16 protein-coding genes, 1 tRNA gene, 1 other RNA gene and 1 other annotated feature are annotated in these 17,168 nt (G+C 39.8%); of the genes, 15 read left to right on the top strand and 3 right to left on the bottom strand.

From position 1 onward, the window contains the following. Positions 1-953: 953 nt before the first annotated feature. The 3 genes from GY23_RS17600 (at position 954) to GY23_RS17590 (ending at position 4,493) form a co-directional block, all read left to right on the top strand. Complete coding sequence (locus GY23_RS17600; protein WP_075620493.1) at positions 954-1,430, top strand: glutathione peroxidase; 477 nt, start codon at positions 954-956, stop codon at positions 1,428-1,430. A 105-nt stretch (positions 1,431-1,535) separates the two neighbouring features. Beyond that, positions 1,536-2,999: an IMP dehydrogenase gene (gene guaB, locus GY23_RS17595; protein ID WP_075620491.1), complete on the top strand. Its 1,464-nt coding sequence runs from the start codon at positions 1,536-1,538 to the stop codon at positions 2,997-2,999. A 141-nt stretch (positions 3,000-3,140) separates the two neighbouring features. Next, positions 3,141-4,493 carry a serine hydrolase gene (locus GY23_RS17590; RefSeq protein ID WP_245827700.1) on the top strand — a complete coding sequence of 451 codons (1,353 nt, stop codon included), beginning with the start codon at positions 3,141-3,143 and terminating at the stop codon, positions 4,491-4,493. Positions 4,494-4,600: 107 nt separating this feature from the next. Here the strand turns inward: GY23_RS17590 and pdxR are convergent, their stop codons facing one another. Continuing rightward, positions 4,601-6,010, bottom strand: coding sequence for a MocR-like pyridoxine biosynthesis transcription factor PdxR (gene pdxR, locus GY23_RS17585; protein WP_075620489.1), 1,410 nt, complete (start codon positions 6,008-6,010; stop codon positions 4,601-4,603). A 104-nt stretch (positions 6,011-6,114) separates the two neighbouring features. Between pdxR and pdxS the strand changes: the two genes are divergently transcribed. From pdxS to serS, 3 genes are all read left to right on the top strand, one after another. Continuing rightward, positions 6,115-7,005 (top strand): pyridoxal 5'-phosphate synthase lyase subunit PdxS, encoded by an 891-nt coding sequence (gene pdxS, locus GY23_RS17580; protein ID WP_075620488.1) that lies wholly within the window; start codon positions 6,115-6,117, stop codon positions 7,003-7,005. A 1-nt stretch (position 7,006) separates the two neighbouring features. Then, the gene (pdxT, locus tag GY23_RS17575; RefSeq protein WP_075620487.1) at positions 7,007-7,594 is read left to right on the top strand and encodes a pyridoxal 5'-phosphate synthase glutaminase subunit PdxT; all 588 of its coding nucleotides are present in this window, start codon (positions 7,007-7,009) and stop codon (positions 7,592-7,594) included. Positions 7,595-7,732: 138 nt separating this feature from the next. Continuing rightward, positions 7,733-7,947, top strand: a binding site (T-box leader). A gap of 102 nt (positions 7,948-8,049) precedes the next feature. After that, positions 8,050-9,327 (top strand): serine--tRNA ligase, encoded by a 1,278-nt coding sequence (gene serS, locus GY23_RS17570; RefSeq protein WP_075620486.1) that lies wholly within the window; start codon positions 8,050-8,052, stop codon positions 9,325-9,327. Between the two features lie 29 nt (positions 9,328-9,356). Here serS and tadA read toward each other — a convergent pair whose 3' ends face one another. Then, positions 9,357-9,842, bottom strand: coding sequence for a tRNA adenosine(34) deaminase TadA (tadA, locus tag GY23_RS17565; protein WP_075620485.1), 486 nt, complete (start codon positions 9,840-9,842; stop codon positions 9,357-9,359). Between the two features lie 83 nt (positions 9,843-9,925). On the opposite strand from tadA, the gene GY23_RS17560 reads away from it, so the two are divergent. From GY23_RS17560 to GY23_RS17550, 3 genes are all read left to right on the top strand, one after another. Then, positions 9,926-11,071: a glycosyl hydrolase family 18 protein gene (locus GY23_RS17560; protein WP_425435006.1), complete on the top strand. Its 1,146-nt coding sequence runs from the start codon at positions 9,926-9,928 to the stop codon at positions 11,069-11,071. 135 nt (positions 11,072-11,206) lie between these two features. Continuing rightward, a complete protein-coding gene (locus GY23_RS17555; RefSeq protein WP_075620484.1) occupies positions 11,207-11,845 on the top strand; it encodes a deoxynucleoside kinase in 639 nt (212 codons plus the stop codon). Further along, a complete protein-coding gene (locus GY23_RS17550) occupies positions 11,842-12,510 on the top strand; it encodes a deoxynucleoside kinase (protein ID WP_075620483.1) in 669 nt (222 codons plus the stop codon). The genes GY23_RS17555 and GY23_RS17550 overlap by 4 nt, the downstream gene beginning before the upstream one ends. A 296-nt stretch (positions 12,511-12,806) precedes the next feature. Here the strand turns inward: GY23_RS17550 and GY23_RS17545 are convergent. Next, a tRNA-Ser gene (locus GY23_RS17545) sits at positions 12,807-12,899 on the bottom strand. Between the two features lie 413 nt (positions 12,900-13,312). Here GY23_RS17545 and ffs point away from each other — a divergent pair. From ffs to GY23_RS17515, 6 genes are all read left to right on the top strand, one after another. Then, positions 13,313-13,579, top strand: an RNA gene (gene ffs, locus GY23_RS17540) — signal recognition particle sRNA large type. 153 nt (positions 13,580-13,732) lie between these two features. Beyond that, positions 13,733-15,505: a DNA polymerase III subunit gamma/tau gene (gene dnaX, locus GY23_RS17535; RefSeq protein ID WP_075620482.1), complete on the top strand. Its 1,773-nt coding sequence runs from the start codon at positions 13,733-13,735 to the stop codon at positions 15,503-15,505. Between the two features lie 14 nt (positions 15,506-15,519). Next, the gene (locus tag GY23_RS17530; protein WP_075620481.1) at positions 15,520-15,840 is read left to right on the top strand and encodes a YbaB/EbfC family nucleoid-associated protein; all 321 of its coding nucleotides are present in this window, start codon (positions 15,520-15,522) and stop codon (positions 15,838-15,840) included. Positions 15,841-15,851: 11 nt separating this feature from the next. Next, a complete protein-coding gene (gene recR / locus GY23_RS17525) occupies positions 15,852-16,448 on the top strand; it encodes a recombination mediator RecR (RefSeq protein WP_075620480.1) in 597 nt (198 codons plus the stop codon). A gap of 20 nt (positions 16,449-16,468) precedes the next feature. Then, positions 16,469-16,681: a YaaL family protein gene (locus tag GY23_RS17520; RefSeq protein WP_075620479.1), complete on the top strand. Its 213-nt coding sequence runs from the start codon at positions 16,469-16,471 to the stop codon at positions 16,679-16,681. 66 nt (positions 16,682-16,747) lie between these two features. Continuing rightward, positions 16,748-17,008, top strand: coding sequence for a pro-sigmaK processing inhibitor BofA family protein (locus GY23_RS17515; RefSeq protein ID WP_075620478.1), 261 nt, complete (start codon positions 16,748-16,750; stop codon positions 17,006-17,008). Positions 17,009-17,168: the final 160 nt, after the last annotated feature.

The following is a 17,168-nucleotide window of genomic DNA, read 5'->3' as shown; positions in this document are numbered from 1 at the left end:
CCTGCGGTTGACGAAGAAATCTGCCGTTCATCGTCTTTCGTAGCCCGGACACGGAAGTTAAGCTCGTGCGCCGATGGTAGTTGGGGGTTTCCCCTTGCGTGCGTAGGACGTCGCTAGGCAAATAGAAAACCGATACCGAAAGGTATTGGTTTTTTTGTGTTCTTTTTTAGTACATTGTTGTTTCTTTAGTAGGAGGTGTGCGAGAAAGAGGAGGAACAAAGAGTTCGAGGAAACAAAGGGAAGAGACTCGGAGCGTATCTCATATGCGAGAATCGAAGACCTGCGGTTGACGAAGAAATCTGCCGTTCATCGTCTTTCGTAGCCCAAACACGGAAGTTAAGCTCGTGCGCCGATGGTAGGTGGGGGTTTCCCCTTGCGTGCGTAGGACGTCGCTAGGCAAAAGAAAGACCGGTACTTTAAGGGGTGTCGGTTTTTTTGTACTTCTTAAGTATTTTGAACAGCAGCGTAGCAATTGGGAGCCATTCAGCTGATGTTGCATGTCCCGATTTTTGTCTGAGATGATTCTTTTAAAGTATCACCTTATCAAAAATGAGGCAGGTTCAATAAGTTGACTTGAAAACGAGATGAGTGAGATTGACAAGATGGTCCATTTGTTTGATAGATTTCTAGTTTGATTGATAAACCTTCCAATCTGATTGATAAATTTCCATACGCTAGTTTTGGGCATGCAATCTTGTTTCATGCACCAACTATACTTGGATAATGAGATAGTATGTTTCACTCCAAAATCTTAGTGGGAGCGATTCTGGACGCTATATGTTTCGTTTTTTGCTGGTGAGGATTCTATTGAAAAATTATCTTATAAGAAATGATATTGTTTAATCAAGTAAATTTGCTAGTTAGTCAACGTCTATTACTTGTGCATTCCAATGGAAGTCGATATGTTATTACTATTAATTGTAATTTGAAAGGAAGTTAATCTTATGACCAACATAACTAGTATTTATGATATTACTGCTATAAAAGCAGATGGTGAAGAAATTTCTTTAAATACATATAAGGGGCAGCCTATGATTATTGTAAACACCGCTAGTAAATGTGGATTTACTCCCCAATTCCAAGAGCTACAAGAAGTGTTTGAAGAGTATAAAGATCAAGGGCTTGTGATTTTAGGATTTCCATGTGGTCAATTTAATGAACAGGAATTCGATGATGTAAATGAGACAATGGAATTTTGCCAAGTGAATTATGGAGTGTCATTCCCTATGTTTCAGAAGATTGATGTGAAAGGTCCGAATGCTCATCCACTATTTGAATTTTTGGTGTCTGAGAAGAAAGGATTCTTATTTGAAAATATTAAGTGGAACTTTACGAAGTTTTTAGTAGACCCGGATGGACGGGTTGTAAAACGATATGCACCACAAACGTCGCCTAAAAAAATCGAAGATGATTTACTGCAATATATTTAAGAAAATATCCGAATAGTCTTTCTTATTCTATGTTCCTTGACAGTACAAGTAGCCGCTGATAACCTTATCAATAATATTCAAGTGGAAATAGGGGGAGTAAGAATTATGTGGGAATCAAAATTTGTTAAAGAAGGTTTAACGTTTGATGATGTATTGCTCGTGCCAGCGAAGTCAGAAGTGTTGCCTAAAGATGTAAAGTTGTCTGCTCAATTAACGTCTAAGATTAAGTTGAATATTCCTGTCATAAGTGCTGGAATGGATACTGTTACAGAAGCAAAAATGGCAATTTCAATGGCTCGTCAGGGTGGTCTTGGAATCATTCATAAGAACATGAGCATTGAGGAACAAGCTGAGCAAGTGGTAACAGTAAAACGTTCTGAAAATGGAGTCATTACAGATCCATTCTTCCTTACTCCTAACCATCAAGTATTTGATGCCGAACATTTAATGGGGAAATATCGTATATCAGGTGTACCAATTGTAAATAATGAAGAAGAATTAAAACTAGTTGGGATTATTACCAATCGTGATCTTCGCTTCATCCAAGACTACTCATTGGCGATTGCTGATGTGATGACCCAAGAGAAGTTGGTTACAGCACCAGTTGGAACTACGCTTGAGGATGCCGAAAAGATTTTACAACAATATAAAATCGAAAAGCTTCCAATTGTCGATGAGCTTGGGATCCTAAAAGGATTAATTACGATTAAGGATATTGAAAAAGTAATTGAATTTCCGAATGCAGCCAAAGATCATCATGGTCGTTTATTAGTAGGTGCTGCAGTTGGTGTCACTTCTGATACGATGAAACGTGTTGAACAATTAGTAAAAGCACAAGTAGATGTAATTGTTATTGATACTGCACATGGCCACTCACAAGGCGTAATCGATACAGTAAAAACAATTCGTAAGGCTTATCCATCTTTAGATATTATTGCTGGAAACGTGGCAACGGCTGAAGCAACGGCTGAGTTATTTGAAGCAGGTGCGGACGTTGTAAAAGTAGGAATTGGTCCAGGTTCAATCTGTACGACTCGTGTTGTCGCAGGTGTTGGGGTTCCTCAAATTACTGCTATTTATGATTGTGCGACGGAAGCACGTAAATATGGTAAAGCGATTATAGCGGATGGTGGAATTAAGTATTCTGGTGATATTGTAAAAGCGTTAGCTGCAGGTGGAGATGTTGTGATGCTGGGTAGCTTACTAGCTGGTACTTCAGAAAGTCCTGGCGAAACCGAAATTTTCCAAGGCCGTCGATTTAAAGTATATCGTGGTATGGGTTCAATCAGTTCGATGGAAAAAGGATCGAAGGACCGTTATTTCCAAGAGGACGCGAAAAAGCTAGTGCCAGAAGGAATTGAAGGTCGTCTTCCATACAAAGGACCGCTGTCGGATACAATTCACCAACTAATGGGTGGTATTCGTGCAGGAATGGGATACTGTGGATCTAAGGATTTATTATCTCTTCGCGAAAGTTCACAATTCATTCGCATGACGGGTGCAGGTCTAATTGAAAGTCATCCGCATGACGTACAAATTACAAAAGAATCACCAAATTATTCTATTTAACGATAAGTCGAAACTTTAGCACCTATTCTACGTCTATTCAATAGGCCGAATGGGTGCTTTTTACGTAGAGAGTCCCAAAGTATCGGTTATGTATGATAAAATGGGCAAGGGAAAATTAAAAGAATGGCGGAGGTTCTAGAAGTGAAAAGTTCATGGAACAAGGCGCTAGTGCGCTGGATACTCCTTCCGATTCTGTTGGTTAGTTTGGTTGTAACACAACCTGCTGCTACGGATGCTGAAGTGGGTTTAAATTTAACGGTAGATGCTGCAATATTAATTGACGCGGATTCAGGAAAGATTTTATATGAGCAAAACGCAGATACAGCTTTAGGTATAGCGAGTATGACGAAGATGATGACGGAATACTTGCTGTTTGAAGCGATTGAAAAGGGACAAATTACGTGGGATCAACAATACTCAATGACAAATTATACGTACAAAATTTCACAAGATCGTAGCTCAAGCAACGTTCCACTTCGTGAAGATGGCTCGTATTCGATTCGTGAATTGTATGAAGCAATGGCGATTTACTCAGCTAATGCAGCAACAATAGCAATTGCTGAAACAATTGCAGGAACAGAAGAACAGTTCCTTGTCATGATGAATAAAAAAGCAGATGAACTTGGATTGGAAGGGTATAAATTCGTTAACTCAACAGGTTTGAATAACTCCCATTTACAAGGAATGCATCCTAAAGGGACAGGCCAAGAAGACGAAAATTTAATGCCTGCGAAGTCAGTAGCCAAATTGGCTTACCATCTATTGAAAGATTATCCGGAAGTGCTGGAAACAACGAGCATTCCGAAGAAAATTTTCCGCGAAGGTACATCCGATGAAATTTACATGCTAAATTGGAACTCCATGTTACCTGGCTTAGTATTTGAGTATGAAGGAGTAGACGGTTTAAAAACGGGTACGACAGATTTTGCGGGACATTCTTTCACAGGTACTGCAGAACGGAACGGCATGCGAGTAATTGCAGTCGTAATGAAGGCAGTAGATAGTGAAGGCGTGGGTTCTTATAAAGCGCGATTTGACGCTACACGTGCATTATTTGATTACGGATTTACTCAATTTGCAAAGGAAGAAATCATACCAGCAGGATATCAATTTAAAAAGCAAAAGGATATACCTGTGAATAAAGGGAAAGAAGATCAAGTTGCAATTGCTGTAAAAGAGCCGTTTGAAATGGTGATTAAATCAAGTGAAAAAGATTTATATACACCAAAGCTTGTGCTCGATGAGAAAAAAGTGAAAGATGGCACACTTGAAGCTGCGATTAAAAAAGGTGAAGTAGTTGGTCATGTGGAAGTTGTTAAGTCTGAAGGTACAGACTACGGGTACATAACAGATGTGACAGCATCAACTGACGTTGTGACAACTGAAGCAGTAGAACGTTCAAACTGGTTTGCTTTAGGTATGCAGGCAATTGGACATTTCTTTGCCAACCTTTGGCATGGTGCAACTGACTTTGTTAGTGGATTCTTTAAATAGTAGCGCACTTGCAGCGTGCATGTGAGCTCACTTGTATTTCAAAAAACATCGACAGCATTCTTTAACATATAATCATAAACAAAACCGTGTTTCTTCAATTGAAGAGGTCACGGTTTTTTGATGTTCCAAACTTTCATTAAGGATTCTACGGCAGGTTCAATGGCTTCTTCTAGAAATCCACCGAATCCAATTAATACTTGTGGTTTGGAAGAAATACTTTCAATTGTTTGGTGGTATTCAGATAGTGCATTTACACGGATGTCTGCCAGCTCGGCTTGCTGGACTAGTTCAGTGTCAGTTAAAGTACTGTCTATGGTTAATACGATATGCATGCCTGCCTGCTCACCGGATACCTTAACCTGAGGGGCATAGGTGGCTAACACATTCGTTAGTCTTTCGAGTTTTTTTCGATATAATTTTCGCATACGATTTAAGTGTTTGGAAAAATGGCCATCTCTCATGAAATGGGCCAGTACATGTTGATCAAATCTTGGCACTGTTGAAGAATAATAAGGAAATGTACTGCGATACGCTTGTAGTAAGTGCATGGGTAATACAAAAAATGCGATTCGTAAGGAAGGCATCAATGATTTAGAAAACGTACTAATATAAATCACACGATCCCGCTGATCCATTCCTTGAAGCGATGGAATTGGTTTTCCTACATAACGAAATTCACTATCATAGTCATCTTCAATAATATAGCGGTCGTCACCGTTAGACGCCCAGTTGAGCAGTTGGACACGTCTTGATGCAGACAAAATAGCACCTGTAGGGAATTGATGGGAAGGGGTAACATAAGCAACCGTAGCATCCAGTTTTTCAAGTTCATCTACTTTCATCCCATCTTCATCTACAGAGACTGCCAGGGTCTCACGCTCATGATTAGCGAAAATATGGTGAGTAATTGGATAACCCGGATTTTCAATTGCATAAACTGCCTGCTTTCCAAGAAGACGAATGAGTAATGGCATTAGCTGCTCCGTCCCAGAACCAATGATAACTTGTTGGGCTGTGCAACGTACACCGCGTGAGGTATACAAATAACTGGCAATTTCCCGTCTTAACTCCACGTCCCCTTGAGGATGTCCAAGCAACAATAAGTCATGATATGTTTCATCGAGTAAATCTTTTGCATATTTTCTCCACTGATTGAAAGGGAAAGCAGACGTATCAATTCTTCCCGAATGAAAGTCAATCGAGTAACTGGGTTTCACTTCTTCTGTTTGTTCTGGAGATACATGCTCTTCTTCTATATAGGAGAGCTCAGCTACTTCTTCTACGTAATATCCACTTCGGGCAACTGCCGTAATATATCCTTCGGCAACTAGTTGTGCATATGCAAGTTCGATCGTTGTTTGACTGATCCCCAGAAATTCAGATAATTTTCGTTTAGATGGCAATTTGGTACCAACCACTAAATCACCACGAATAATTAGGACCTTCATTTCCAAATAGAGCTGTTCATAAAGAGGAATAGAAGAGGATTTATCAACTTGAGTTAACCACATATTCATCGAATGCTCCTAACTGACCATGATAAAAAGTGGTAAACTGGCACTTTTAATATGGTCAAGATTCTTTATACTAACAATCATAGATGAAATGGAGGCTACATACAATGACTCAACAATTAACAGGTACAGATCGTGTGAAACGTGGAATGGCAGAAATGCAAAAAGGTGGCGTCATCATGGACGTGATCAATGCAGAACAAGCACGTATTGCTGAAGCGGCTGGGGCAGTAGCAGTTATGGCTTTGGAACGTGTACCATCGGATATTCGCGCAGCTGGTGGCGTAGCACGTATGGCTGACCCACGCATTACAGAAGAAGTAATGAATGCAGTAACCATTCCAGTAATGGCGAAAGCACGTATTGGACATATTTCTGAAGCTAGAATGTTGGAAGCTATGGGTGTTGACTATATTGATGAGTCTGAAGTATTAACTCCAGCAGATGAAGAGTTCCACTTGATTAAGAGTAATTTCACAGTTCCTTTTGTTTGTGGGAACAAAGATTTAGGTGAAGCGGCGCGTCGTATTGGTGAAGGTGCTTCCATGCTTCGTACGAAAGGCGAACCAGGAACAGGGAATATTGTTGAAGCAGTGCGTCATTTGCGTAAGTTAAATGCTCAAGTTCGTAAAATCATTCATATGAATGAAGATGAGTTAATGACAGAAGCAAAAATCTTGGGTGCACCTTTCCATGTGTTACTTGAGATTAAACATTTAGGTAGGCTACCAGTAGTTAACTTCGCAGCAGGCGGAGTGGCAACTCCAGCAGATGCAGCCTTGATGATGGAACTTGGAGCAGATGGCGTTTTTGTTGGATCAGGTATCTTCAAATCTGACAATCCAGCAAGATTTGCACGTGCAATAGTTGAAGCTACAACGCATTACCAAGATTACAAACTACTTGTTGAAATTTCAAAAGACCTTGGCGTGCCGATGAAGGGGATTGAAATTGCACGTTTAGAAGCGAAAGACCGTATGCAGGATCGAGTGCTATAAAATGGTGAAAATAGGCGTATTAGCATTGCAAGGTGCTGTTCGGGAACATGTCCTATCGATTGAAGCGAGTGGAGCCGAAGCGGTACTAGTCAAACGTACAGAAGATTTAATTGAGATTGATGGGCTCATTTTACCTGGTGGCGAAAGCACAACGATGAGACGCCTCATTGATTTGTATGGCATGATGGAACCTTTACGTGCCTTTGCAAAAGCGGGACATCCGATGTTTGGAACATGTGCGGGACTTATCTTGCTTGCCGATTCACTGGTTGGATATGATCAGCCACATATTGGTGTCATGAATGTAAGGGTGGAACGAAATTCATTTGGTCGACAAGTCGATAGTTTTGAAGCTCCATTAACGATTAAAGGGGTTGCCGAAGACTTTCCGGCTGTTTTTATTCGCGCACCTCACATCACGGAAGTTGGATCAGAGATAGATGTTCTATGTGAACATAATGGCCGAATCGTGATGGCCCAACAAGGTCAGTTCCTTGGATGCTCCTTCCATCCAGAATTAACAGACGATCACCGTGTAACTGCTTACTTTGTTCAACAAGTTGAAAACTATATCAAACAAACTATTTAAGTATTGGCCTGCCTTTGTGCGGGCTTTTATTAAATTTTATCCATTCACGTCAGTGGGTTTTAATTAATTTTCCTTGATTTTTATGAATGACGACTTGCGAAAACTCACATCATGTAGTAAAGTATGGATAATTTCACATATGAAACGATGATGGGAAGTAGTAACAAGGAATGTTTTTTCTAGAGAGCCAGCGGGTGGTGCAAGCTGGTAAAAACACTTGTGAATCCGTCCTTAAGTTGCGCAACTGAAGTTGAGTAGGTTGTAGCCGGTTGAAAAGCCGTTATGAGACAAGTGGATTTGTTTGTATGAACAAATCAATCAGGGTGGCAACGCGGGTAGCTCTCGTCCCTTTCCAAGGGGATTGAGGGCTTTTTTTGTTGTCTAAATTCCATTATCAGGGATTTCAGGGATTCCGAAAACACTAGCCCATCATCATAATAAAGGAGGAAAACAACATGTTAGATGTAAAACGAGTAAGAGATAATTACGAAGAAGTCAAAGCAAAACTTGAAAAACGCGGTGAAGATCTAGGTAACTTTAATCAATTTGCAGAGCTTGATTCAAAACGTCGTGAACTGATTGGCAAAGCCGAAGTGTTGAAAGCTGAACGTAATGAAGCGTCTGAACAAATTGCTGTCATGAAACGCAATAAAGAAAATGCAGACGATGTAATCTTGCGTATGCGCCAAGTTGGTGACGAAATTAAAGTGTTGGATGAGGACTTACGTAATGTGGAAGAAAAATTTGCAGACATGATGATGCGTTTGCCAAATATTCCTCACGAAAGTGTCCCAGTAGGGGATACGGAAGACGACAACATAGAAGACCGCACTTGGGGAGAAATTCGTCAGTTTGAATTCGAACCAAAACCGCACTGGGATCTTGCAACGGATCTAAATATTATCGATTTCGAACGTGCTGCAAAAACAACGGGTAGCCGCTTCTTGTTCTACCGTGGATTGGGTGCACGACTTGAGCGTGCGTTAATGAACTTTATGTTGAATCTTCATACAGAAGAGCATGACTACGAAGAAATGTTACCTCCTTATTTAGCAAATCGTGCAAGCTTGACAGGTACGGGGCAATTGCCGAAATTTGAAGAGGATGCTTTCTTAATTGAAAAAGAAGATTTCTTCTTAATTCCAACGTCAGAAGTAACGGTTACCAACTTCTATCGTGATGAGATATTAGCAAATGATGTGTTGCCACAGGCCTTTGCAGCGTACAGTGCGTGTTTCCGTTCTGAGGCGGGATCGGCTGGTCGTGATACAAGAGGATTAATTCGTCAGCATCAATTTAATAAAGTGGAACTCGTACGTTTTGTAAAACCTGAGGATTCTTATAACGAATTAGAAAAATTAACAGGACATGCGGAAAAAGTTCTTCAATTGTTGGGCTTGCCATACCGTGTATTAAAAATGTGCACGGCTGACTTAGGATTTACAGCTGCAAAAAAATACGATATTGAAGTATGGATTCCAGCACAAGGTGTGTATCGTGAAATTTCTTCTTGCAGTAACTTTGAAGATTTCCAAGCACGTCGTGCGAATATCCGTTTCCGTCGTGAAGCGAATGCTAAACCAGAATTTGTTCATACATTAAATGGAAGTGGACTAGCAATTGGACGTACAGTTGCTGCAATTTTGGAAAACTACCAACAAGAAGATGGTTCTGTTTTAATACCTGAAGTACTACGTCCTTATATGGGTGGAAAAGAATTCATCTCTAAATAAATTAGAAGAACCGTAAAGGACCCTTTTATTCAGGTCCGTTTACGGTTCTTTTTTTGTTCGCGTAGATTTCGGAAAAATCGAGTCAGTATAGTCCCGCATTCTTCTGCTAGAATGCCTTCTACTACTTCACATTCATGATTGAAGCGAGCGTCATTTAATAGGCGATAGAGAGAATCCACAGCACCACCTTTGATGTCACGTGCGCCATACACGACTCGTGGAATACGAGATTGTAAAATAGCACCTGCACACATGGGACAAGGTTCAAGTGTGACATACAACGTCATGTCCTCTAACCGCCAACTACCAACTTTTTTACATGCTTGTTGTATAGCTAGTAGTTCAGCGTGGGTCGTTGCATTTTGGGTTGTTTCACGTAAATTATGTGCGTATGCAATGATTTCATCTTGGTAAACGATAACTGCACCAATCGGTACTTCGCCTAATTTTGCGGCTTTTTCTGCTTCACATAAGGCTGCACGCATAAAAGTGCGATCTTTTTCAAATACATCCATCCAACATCGCTCCTTGTTTTTAGTGTATCACGTTTTATTCTTTATGAGCATATGGTAAAGGAGAAGTTGAAAGAGGAGGGTTTGTGCTGATCTATGTTGTTAAACAAGGTGACAGCTTATTTTCCATTGCCCGGGCGCATGGAACGAATGCTGCCACGCTTGCCGCGGTTAATGAACTAGAAGATCCAGATGTATTAGTGATTGGTCAAACATTGGTCATTCCAAAAACACCTGACCAAAACCGTCCAACCATTTATTCGAATGGGTATGTAGAGTGGTATACAGAGAATCCGTCTGAAACGTTAATTGAGGAAGTTAGAAAACGGGCACCCCTATTGTCTTCAATCATGCCTTTTTCGTATGATGTCAAAGAGGATGGGTCGTTAACGCCGCTTAACTGGGATGGACTTCAGCAAATAGCAGAAGACGATAACTTATCGACATCTATCGTTATTACAAATATTCAAGATGGTGCGTTTAGCGATACGTTAGCTCAGAAAATACTCGCAAGTACCGATGTTCAAGATACATTAATAAAAAATGTGATAGCAGAAGCAAAAGCCAAAAATGCCGATCATATTCATGTCGATTTTGAATATTTGAGAGCGGAAGATCGGGATGCTTATGTGAGTTTCTTGCGTCGTTTAAATGAAGCGGCTGTGGGATTAACCACATCTGCTGCATTGGCCCCAAAAACCTCAGCTACACAAGAAGGTAGATGGTATGGAGGACATGATTACAAGGGAATTGCTGAGGCTGTCGATTACGTTGTCATCATGACGTATGAGTGGGGGTATAGTGGTGGTCCTCCAATGGCGGTATCGCCGATTGGACCTGTTCGTGAAGTGATTGAATATGCACTTACAGAAATGCCGGCTAATAAAATTCTAATGGGTCAAAATTTATATGGCTATGATTGGACATTGCCTTTCGCACCTGGAAATCCTCCTGCAAAGGTCATAAGCCCGAAAAGAGCGATTGCCTTGGCACGGGAACGCAATGCTGCCATATCTTATGATGAAAAAGCACAAGCACCTTATTATCATTACTGGTTAGATGGAAAAGAACATGTCGTATGGTTTGAAGATGCACGTTCCATTAATAAAAAGTTTGAATTGATTAAAGAGCTGAAGCTTAAAGGGATTAGTTACTGGCATATGGCATTTGTCTTCCCTCAAAATTGGCGTCTATTATACGAAATGTTTAAAATAGATAAAGAACAGGGCTAAAACGCTTTTCCTCTTTGGAAAAGTCGTTCTTGGCTCTGTTTTTCATTTTCCAGCTGTGATAGAATAGAGGGCATTGACTTATTTAGAGCTCATAGAAATCGGCTCTATTTTTAGAATCAGTTAGGAGGAATTCTGATGCCGATCCCATTTATAACGGTTGAAGGTCCGATTGGTATTGGAAAAACGTCACTTTCAAAAGCCATCGCAGGCGCGAATCAGTTTCAACTTTTAAAAGAAATCGTGGATGAAAATCCATTTTTAAATAAATTTTATGAAGATATAGAAGAGTGGAGTTTCCAAACGGAGATGTTCTTTCTTTGTAACCGTTACAAACAACTCACTGACATTCAAAAGAAATACATTTCAAAAAGTGAACCAGTTGTTGCCGATTACCATATCTTCAAAAACTTAATCTTTGCTAAACGTACACTCCCTGAAGAAGAATACTTAAAATATGAATCAATATATAATATCTTGACGCATGATATGCCAAAACCTAATATGGTGATCTATCTGCATGCAAGTTTAGATACCTTAATGAAACGTATCGCCCAGCGCGGACGTGAATTTGAAAAAATGATTTCGGCTGATTATATAAAACAACTTTCGGCTGATTACCATACATTTATCCAACACTTTGAAGAATCACATCCAGAGATTCCAGTTCTTCGTTTCAATGGGGATGAAATTGACTTTGTCCAAAATGAAAACGACTTGAAATGGATCTTGAATCAAGTGGATGCAACACTACAAAAAAGGAGTCTCCACGCATGAACTTACGTGAAAAATATGGCATTCCCCAGAATGCTGTCATAACAATAGCAGGTACAGTAGGTGTTGGGAAATCAACGATGACGAAGGCACTTGCTGATGCATTAAAATTCCGTACATCCTATGAGAAAGTGGATGCGAATCCTTACTTAGATCGTTTCTATGACGACTTTAACAAGTGGAGCTTTCACTTGCAAATTTATTTCCTAGCAGAGCGCTTCAAAGAACAAAAACGAATCTTCGAATTTGGGGGCGGCTTTATTCAAGACCGTTCAATCTATGAAGATACAGGGATTTTTGCCAAAATGCATATGGAAAAAGGCACAATGAACCCAACTGATTATGAGACATACACAAGTCTATTTGATGCAATGGTGATGACACCCTATTTCCCACATCCAGATTTACTCATTTATCTAGATGGATCGATGGAAGACATCTTGAGTCGTATTCAAGAGCGTGGGCGTCCGATGGAACAATCAACCCCAGTAGAGTACTGGTACGAAATGCATGAGCGATATGAGAACTGGATCAACTCTTTCAATGCTTGCCCAGTCTTGCGTTTGAACATTAACGATTATGACTTAATGCAAAATCCAGATACAGTAGAACCAATTGTAGAACGAATAGGTCACTTCATTCAACAAACTGCGTTATTACGTAAATAAAGTAAACAAGCCTTCAGCGAAAGCTGGAGGTTTTTTGTATAGCAAAAAAAGGGATTTAGTAAAGAGGTAATGGAGGATTGATTGAGGGGATTATTTAAAAATAAAGCTATGCAGATTATAGTTCTTTATCGTACATACCGCAGGTGCCGCGTGAATTCTATAAAATAGCTATAATCAAAAAAGGCAACTCAGATGAGTTGCCTTCAAAATATTCAGACTTATTTTAGCAAGAGAAAATTCGTTACGTTAGTAACGAATAACAATCTCCATATATATGCGCGTGTTGTTAGAAAAAATGGAGGAGGTAGAGGGATTCGAACCCCCGCGGGATTTGACTCCCCTGTCGGTTTTCAAGACCGATCCCTTCAGCCGAACTTGGGTATACCTCCGTGTCAACAGAATATAATTTATCACGTACGAAAACTAAAGTCAACAACAAAGCAAAGTAATTTTATAATCTTATTATTGCCTTTTTTCACACAAAAACCGCATTGGTACATGATGGAAAGGGAGTTCCGTAACTGAGTATTGTAGGTGGTTGCTAAATGACTGAGTAGAGGCTCAATGCTTAGCGGGTGTTTCTGGGAGCAAAGGTTGATATTGATATTGCTTTTATTGTCTCTAATGACTATACAGCTTGCAGTAGTCATTAGAAATCTATATGTGTTCTCATCAGACTACTTTTCGTTACACTTTGGTACATCGTTTTATCTGCAAGAAGAGTTTGGAATCATTTAGTAATCTTTAACATTGTCGAAGAAACATTTGATTTTTGTGTTGAAAATTAGTATACTAATATTTGCCGTGCTAGGTGGGAAGGTAGCGGTGTCTTGTAACTCGCAATCCGCTCTAGCGAGGCTGAACTCCTTCTCTGAGGCTGTTTATATGTAGGGTCTGACTTTTGCACGTGGTGTTGACGTCTGGGTCCTGCGCAATGGGTACCCATGAATCAGGTCAGGTCCGGAAGGAAGCAGCCTTAAGTGGATTTTCTCATGTGCCGCAGGGTTGCCTAGACAGAGCTAACGACAAAGGTTCCGCTTATGTATTACAGTCGAAGGAAGGTGCACGGCATTACATACTTCCATCCAGGTGTTTGTTCGCTAACTACGCGAGCAAACACCTTTTTTGTTCTTGAATCCTATGGCTACACTAGAGATTGAGTAGCCATTTTATGATATAATTAAAGCATTATTTACGATTAAACAAGAAGGGGAGAAACCAGTTGGCGTATCAAGCTTTTTATCGTGTCTACCGACCGCAATCATTTGCGGAAATGTCGGGACAAGCACATGTGAAACAAACCCTTCAAAATGCTCTCCTTTATAATAAAACAACTCACGCCTATTTGTTTAACGGTCCGCGTGGGACAGGTAAAACAAGTGCTGCTAAAATATTTGCCAAAGCACTGAACTGCGAACGTGCGCCAGTTTCAGAACCTTGTAATGAATGCGAAACGTGTAAAAGTATTACGAATGGATCGAATACAGACGTTATCGAATTCGATGCAGCATCAAATTCACGCGTGGAAGAGATTCGAGATATCATTGAAAAAGTACGCTTTGCTCCTGCAAACTCACGTTACAAAGTGTATATCATTGATGAAGTGCATATGTTGTCTAATAGTGCATTTAATGCTCTATTAAAAACCCTTGAAGAACCGCCTGCTCATGTTGTATTCATTCTTGCAACCACTGAACCTCATAAATTGCCGTTAACGATTATTTCGAGATGTCAGCGATTTGATTTTAAAAGAATCACTGCAACCGATATTGTAGATCGTATGAATGTTGTGCTAACTGACTCAGGTATTCCATCAAATGATCAAGCGTTAAAGGTTATTGCACAAGCTGCAGCCGGCGGAATGCGTGATGCTCTAAGTATGCTGGACCAAGTCGTGTCATTTAGCGGTGAAGAAATGACCGTTGAAGATGCATTGCTTGTTACGGGATCCATAGGTCAAGACGTTTTCTATCAATTAGCCGAATCATTATTAACAAAGGATGTTGGTAAAGTATTGACTCTTTTAGAAGAGTTAATGAAAGAAGGTAAAGATGCAGTTCGATTAACCGAGGACTTAATTACTTTCTTCCGAGACTTGCTTTTAATGAATACAGCACCTTCACTAGATGAACTATTGGAGCTTGCGTCAGGTGAAGAAAAGTTTAAGCAATTAGCTGGTCAGTTCTCGGTGGATACACTCTATCGCTACATCGAAATCTTATCTGCCACACAACAAGAAATGCGTTATTCGAATCACACAAAAGTTTATTTAGAAACAGCTTTGTTGAAAATGACACAAGTCAAGGGTAGTAATACGCAACAGCAAGTGGTTGATTTCAGTCCATTTGAAGAGAAAATTGCCCAACTTGAACGAACTGTCATGGCACTTGAAGAACAAATGAAACAAGGACTTCCTACAAATGGGGCACAACCTGCTCAAGTGAATGATTCCCAAAAACGTCAACGACTAAGAACTCAAACCGGTTATAAAGCACCTTCTGGGCGAATTCAAGAAGTGTTGAAAACAGCAACGAAGCAAGACATACAATTAATCAAATCACATTGGGCAACGATGATGGCTCAATTACAGAAATCACATGCTGCCTTATTAAATGAGGCAGAACCAGTTGCCGCATCTGCTAGTGCTTTTGTGTTAAAATTCAAATATGATATTCATTGTCAAATGGCAGCTGACAACCAAACGTTCTCTAGTGTCTTTACTCAGTTATTATTGAATTTATCAGGGAAACGCTATGAAATCCTATTTGTACCGGAAGAAACATGGTTGAGCATCCGTGAAGAATTTATTCGTCATAAAGGATTGAAACCAAATGATTCTGAATCAAATGCTGATTCTGAAATGAATGAGACTGAACAGGCTGCAGATGAAATGTTGACCTTTATGCAAGAGGAACAAGCCGCTACTGAAGACCCATTGGTTATGGAGGCAGAAAAGCTGTTTGGTAAAGAATTTGTAGAAATACATGATGATTAGGGAGGAATATTAATATGCGTGGAATGGGTAATATGCAAGGTATGATGAAACAAATGCAAAAAATGCAAAAAGAAATGGCTAAGGCTCAAGAAGAACTAGGAACACAACAGTTTGAAGGTGTAGCAGGTGGTGGCATGGTCAAAGTAACTGTATCTGGACACAAAGAAGTAATCGATGTGGCATTAGATGCAACGGTTGTTGACCCTGAAGATATCGAAATGTTACAAGATCTAATCGTTATCGCTACAAACGAAGCGATGAAAAATGCAGAAGAAACAGCGAACTCCACGATGGGACAATTCACGAAGGGATTGAACCTCCCTGGAATGTTCTAGGAGGAATCAATATGCATTATCCTGAACCGATATCAAAACTAATTGATAGTTTTATGAAATTGCCAGGTATCGGGCCGAAAACAGCGGCCCGTCTGGCGTTTTTTGTGCTAAGTATGAAAGAAGACACAGTTCTTGAATTCGCAAAAGCATTGGTCGATGCGAAACGAAACTTAAGTTACTGCTCAATATGCGGGCACATTACCGATGTGGACCCATGTCATATTTGCCAAGACAAGCAACGAGACGACACGATTATCTGTGTGGTTCAAGACCCGAAAGATGTTATTGCATTAGAAAAAATGCGAGATTATAAAGGGCTTTACCATGTGTTGCACGGAGCCATTTCGCCTATGGATGGCATTGGACCGGAAGACATTAATGTTCCTCCATTGTTAAAGAGACTTCAAGACGAGCGGGTGCAAGAATTAATTTTGGCAACAAACCCTACTATTGAAGGTGAAGCGACAGCGATGTATATTTCGAGACTTGTCAAACCTTCTGGGATACGAACAACGCGAATCGCTCACGGACTTCCCGTTGGTGGAGATTTAGAATATGCAGACGAAGTCACTTTATCTAAAGCGTTAGAAGGCCGACGTGAGTTATAAAAGGGAGGCCTAACTGCTGAATGTTTTTCAAGAAAGCAAAACTTAAAAAGGAATTCGACGCAAAGTTCGTTTCATTAATAAAAGAAACGAAGGCAGAGTGGCAACAAGCACGAGTCATTGAAGACATGTTAGATGACTACGATTTGTCGGTAATTGTGCAACGAAAAATTGCTGAAAGTAAACACTTCTTTCTATATAAAGAAGCGCGAATTCGTAAAATCCTTTTAAAATGAAGTATATGTTATACCAATCCCGTCATATAGTTAGTGATAACTTATTATGAGAGGTAGGGGAACGGCATGAAGCTGATTCTTAGTTTGGTTGGTATAGCATTGCTTCTTTTTTTGTTTCTGAATAAATCATCAAAAGGACGAGTACTTGAAATAATTTCTATTTGGTGGTTTAGAATTGCATTTGCTTTTGTTATTTTGTTTGCAATCAATTTGATCGCTAGTCAACTTGGCTTTTTTATCCCAATTAATATTATTTCAGGATTACTAATTGCTTTCTTAGGCATTCCAGGGATTGCTAGTGTTATAGCAATTTCAATGTTTTTATAAATGGAATATTAAAGTGTTGACTTAATTAAATACATGGTGTAATATAATACAAGTCGCCAAGTTAAACGCGACAATGAAATAATATAAGCAAAACATTTTGTTGACATGACAATGAAAATTTGTTATGATATAAAAGTTGTCGCAAGAGCGACTAACATAT

The sequence above is a fragment of the Paenisporosarcina indica genome, from assembly GCF_001939075.1.
Lineage (GTDB): Bacteria > Bacillota > Bacilli > Bacillales_A > Planococcaceae > Paenisporosarcina > Paenisporosarcina indica.
Note: the sequence above shows the minus strand (reverse complement) of the source record. Positions and strands in the feature narration are given on the sequence as shown.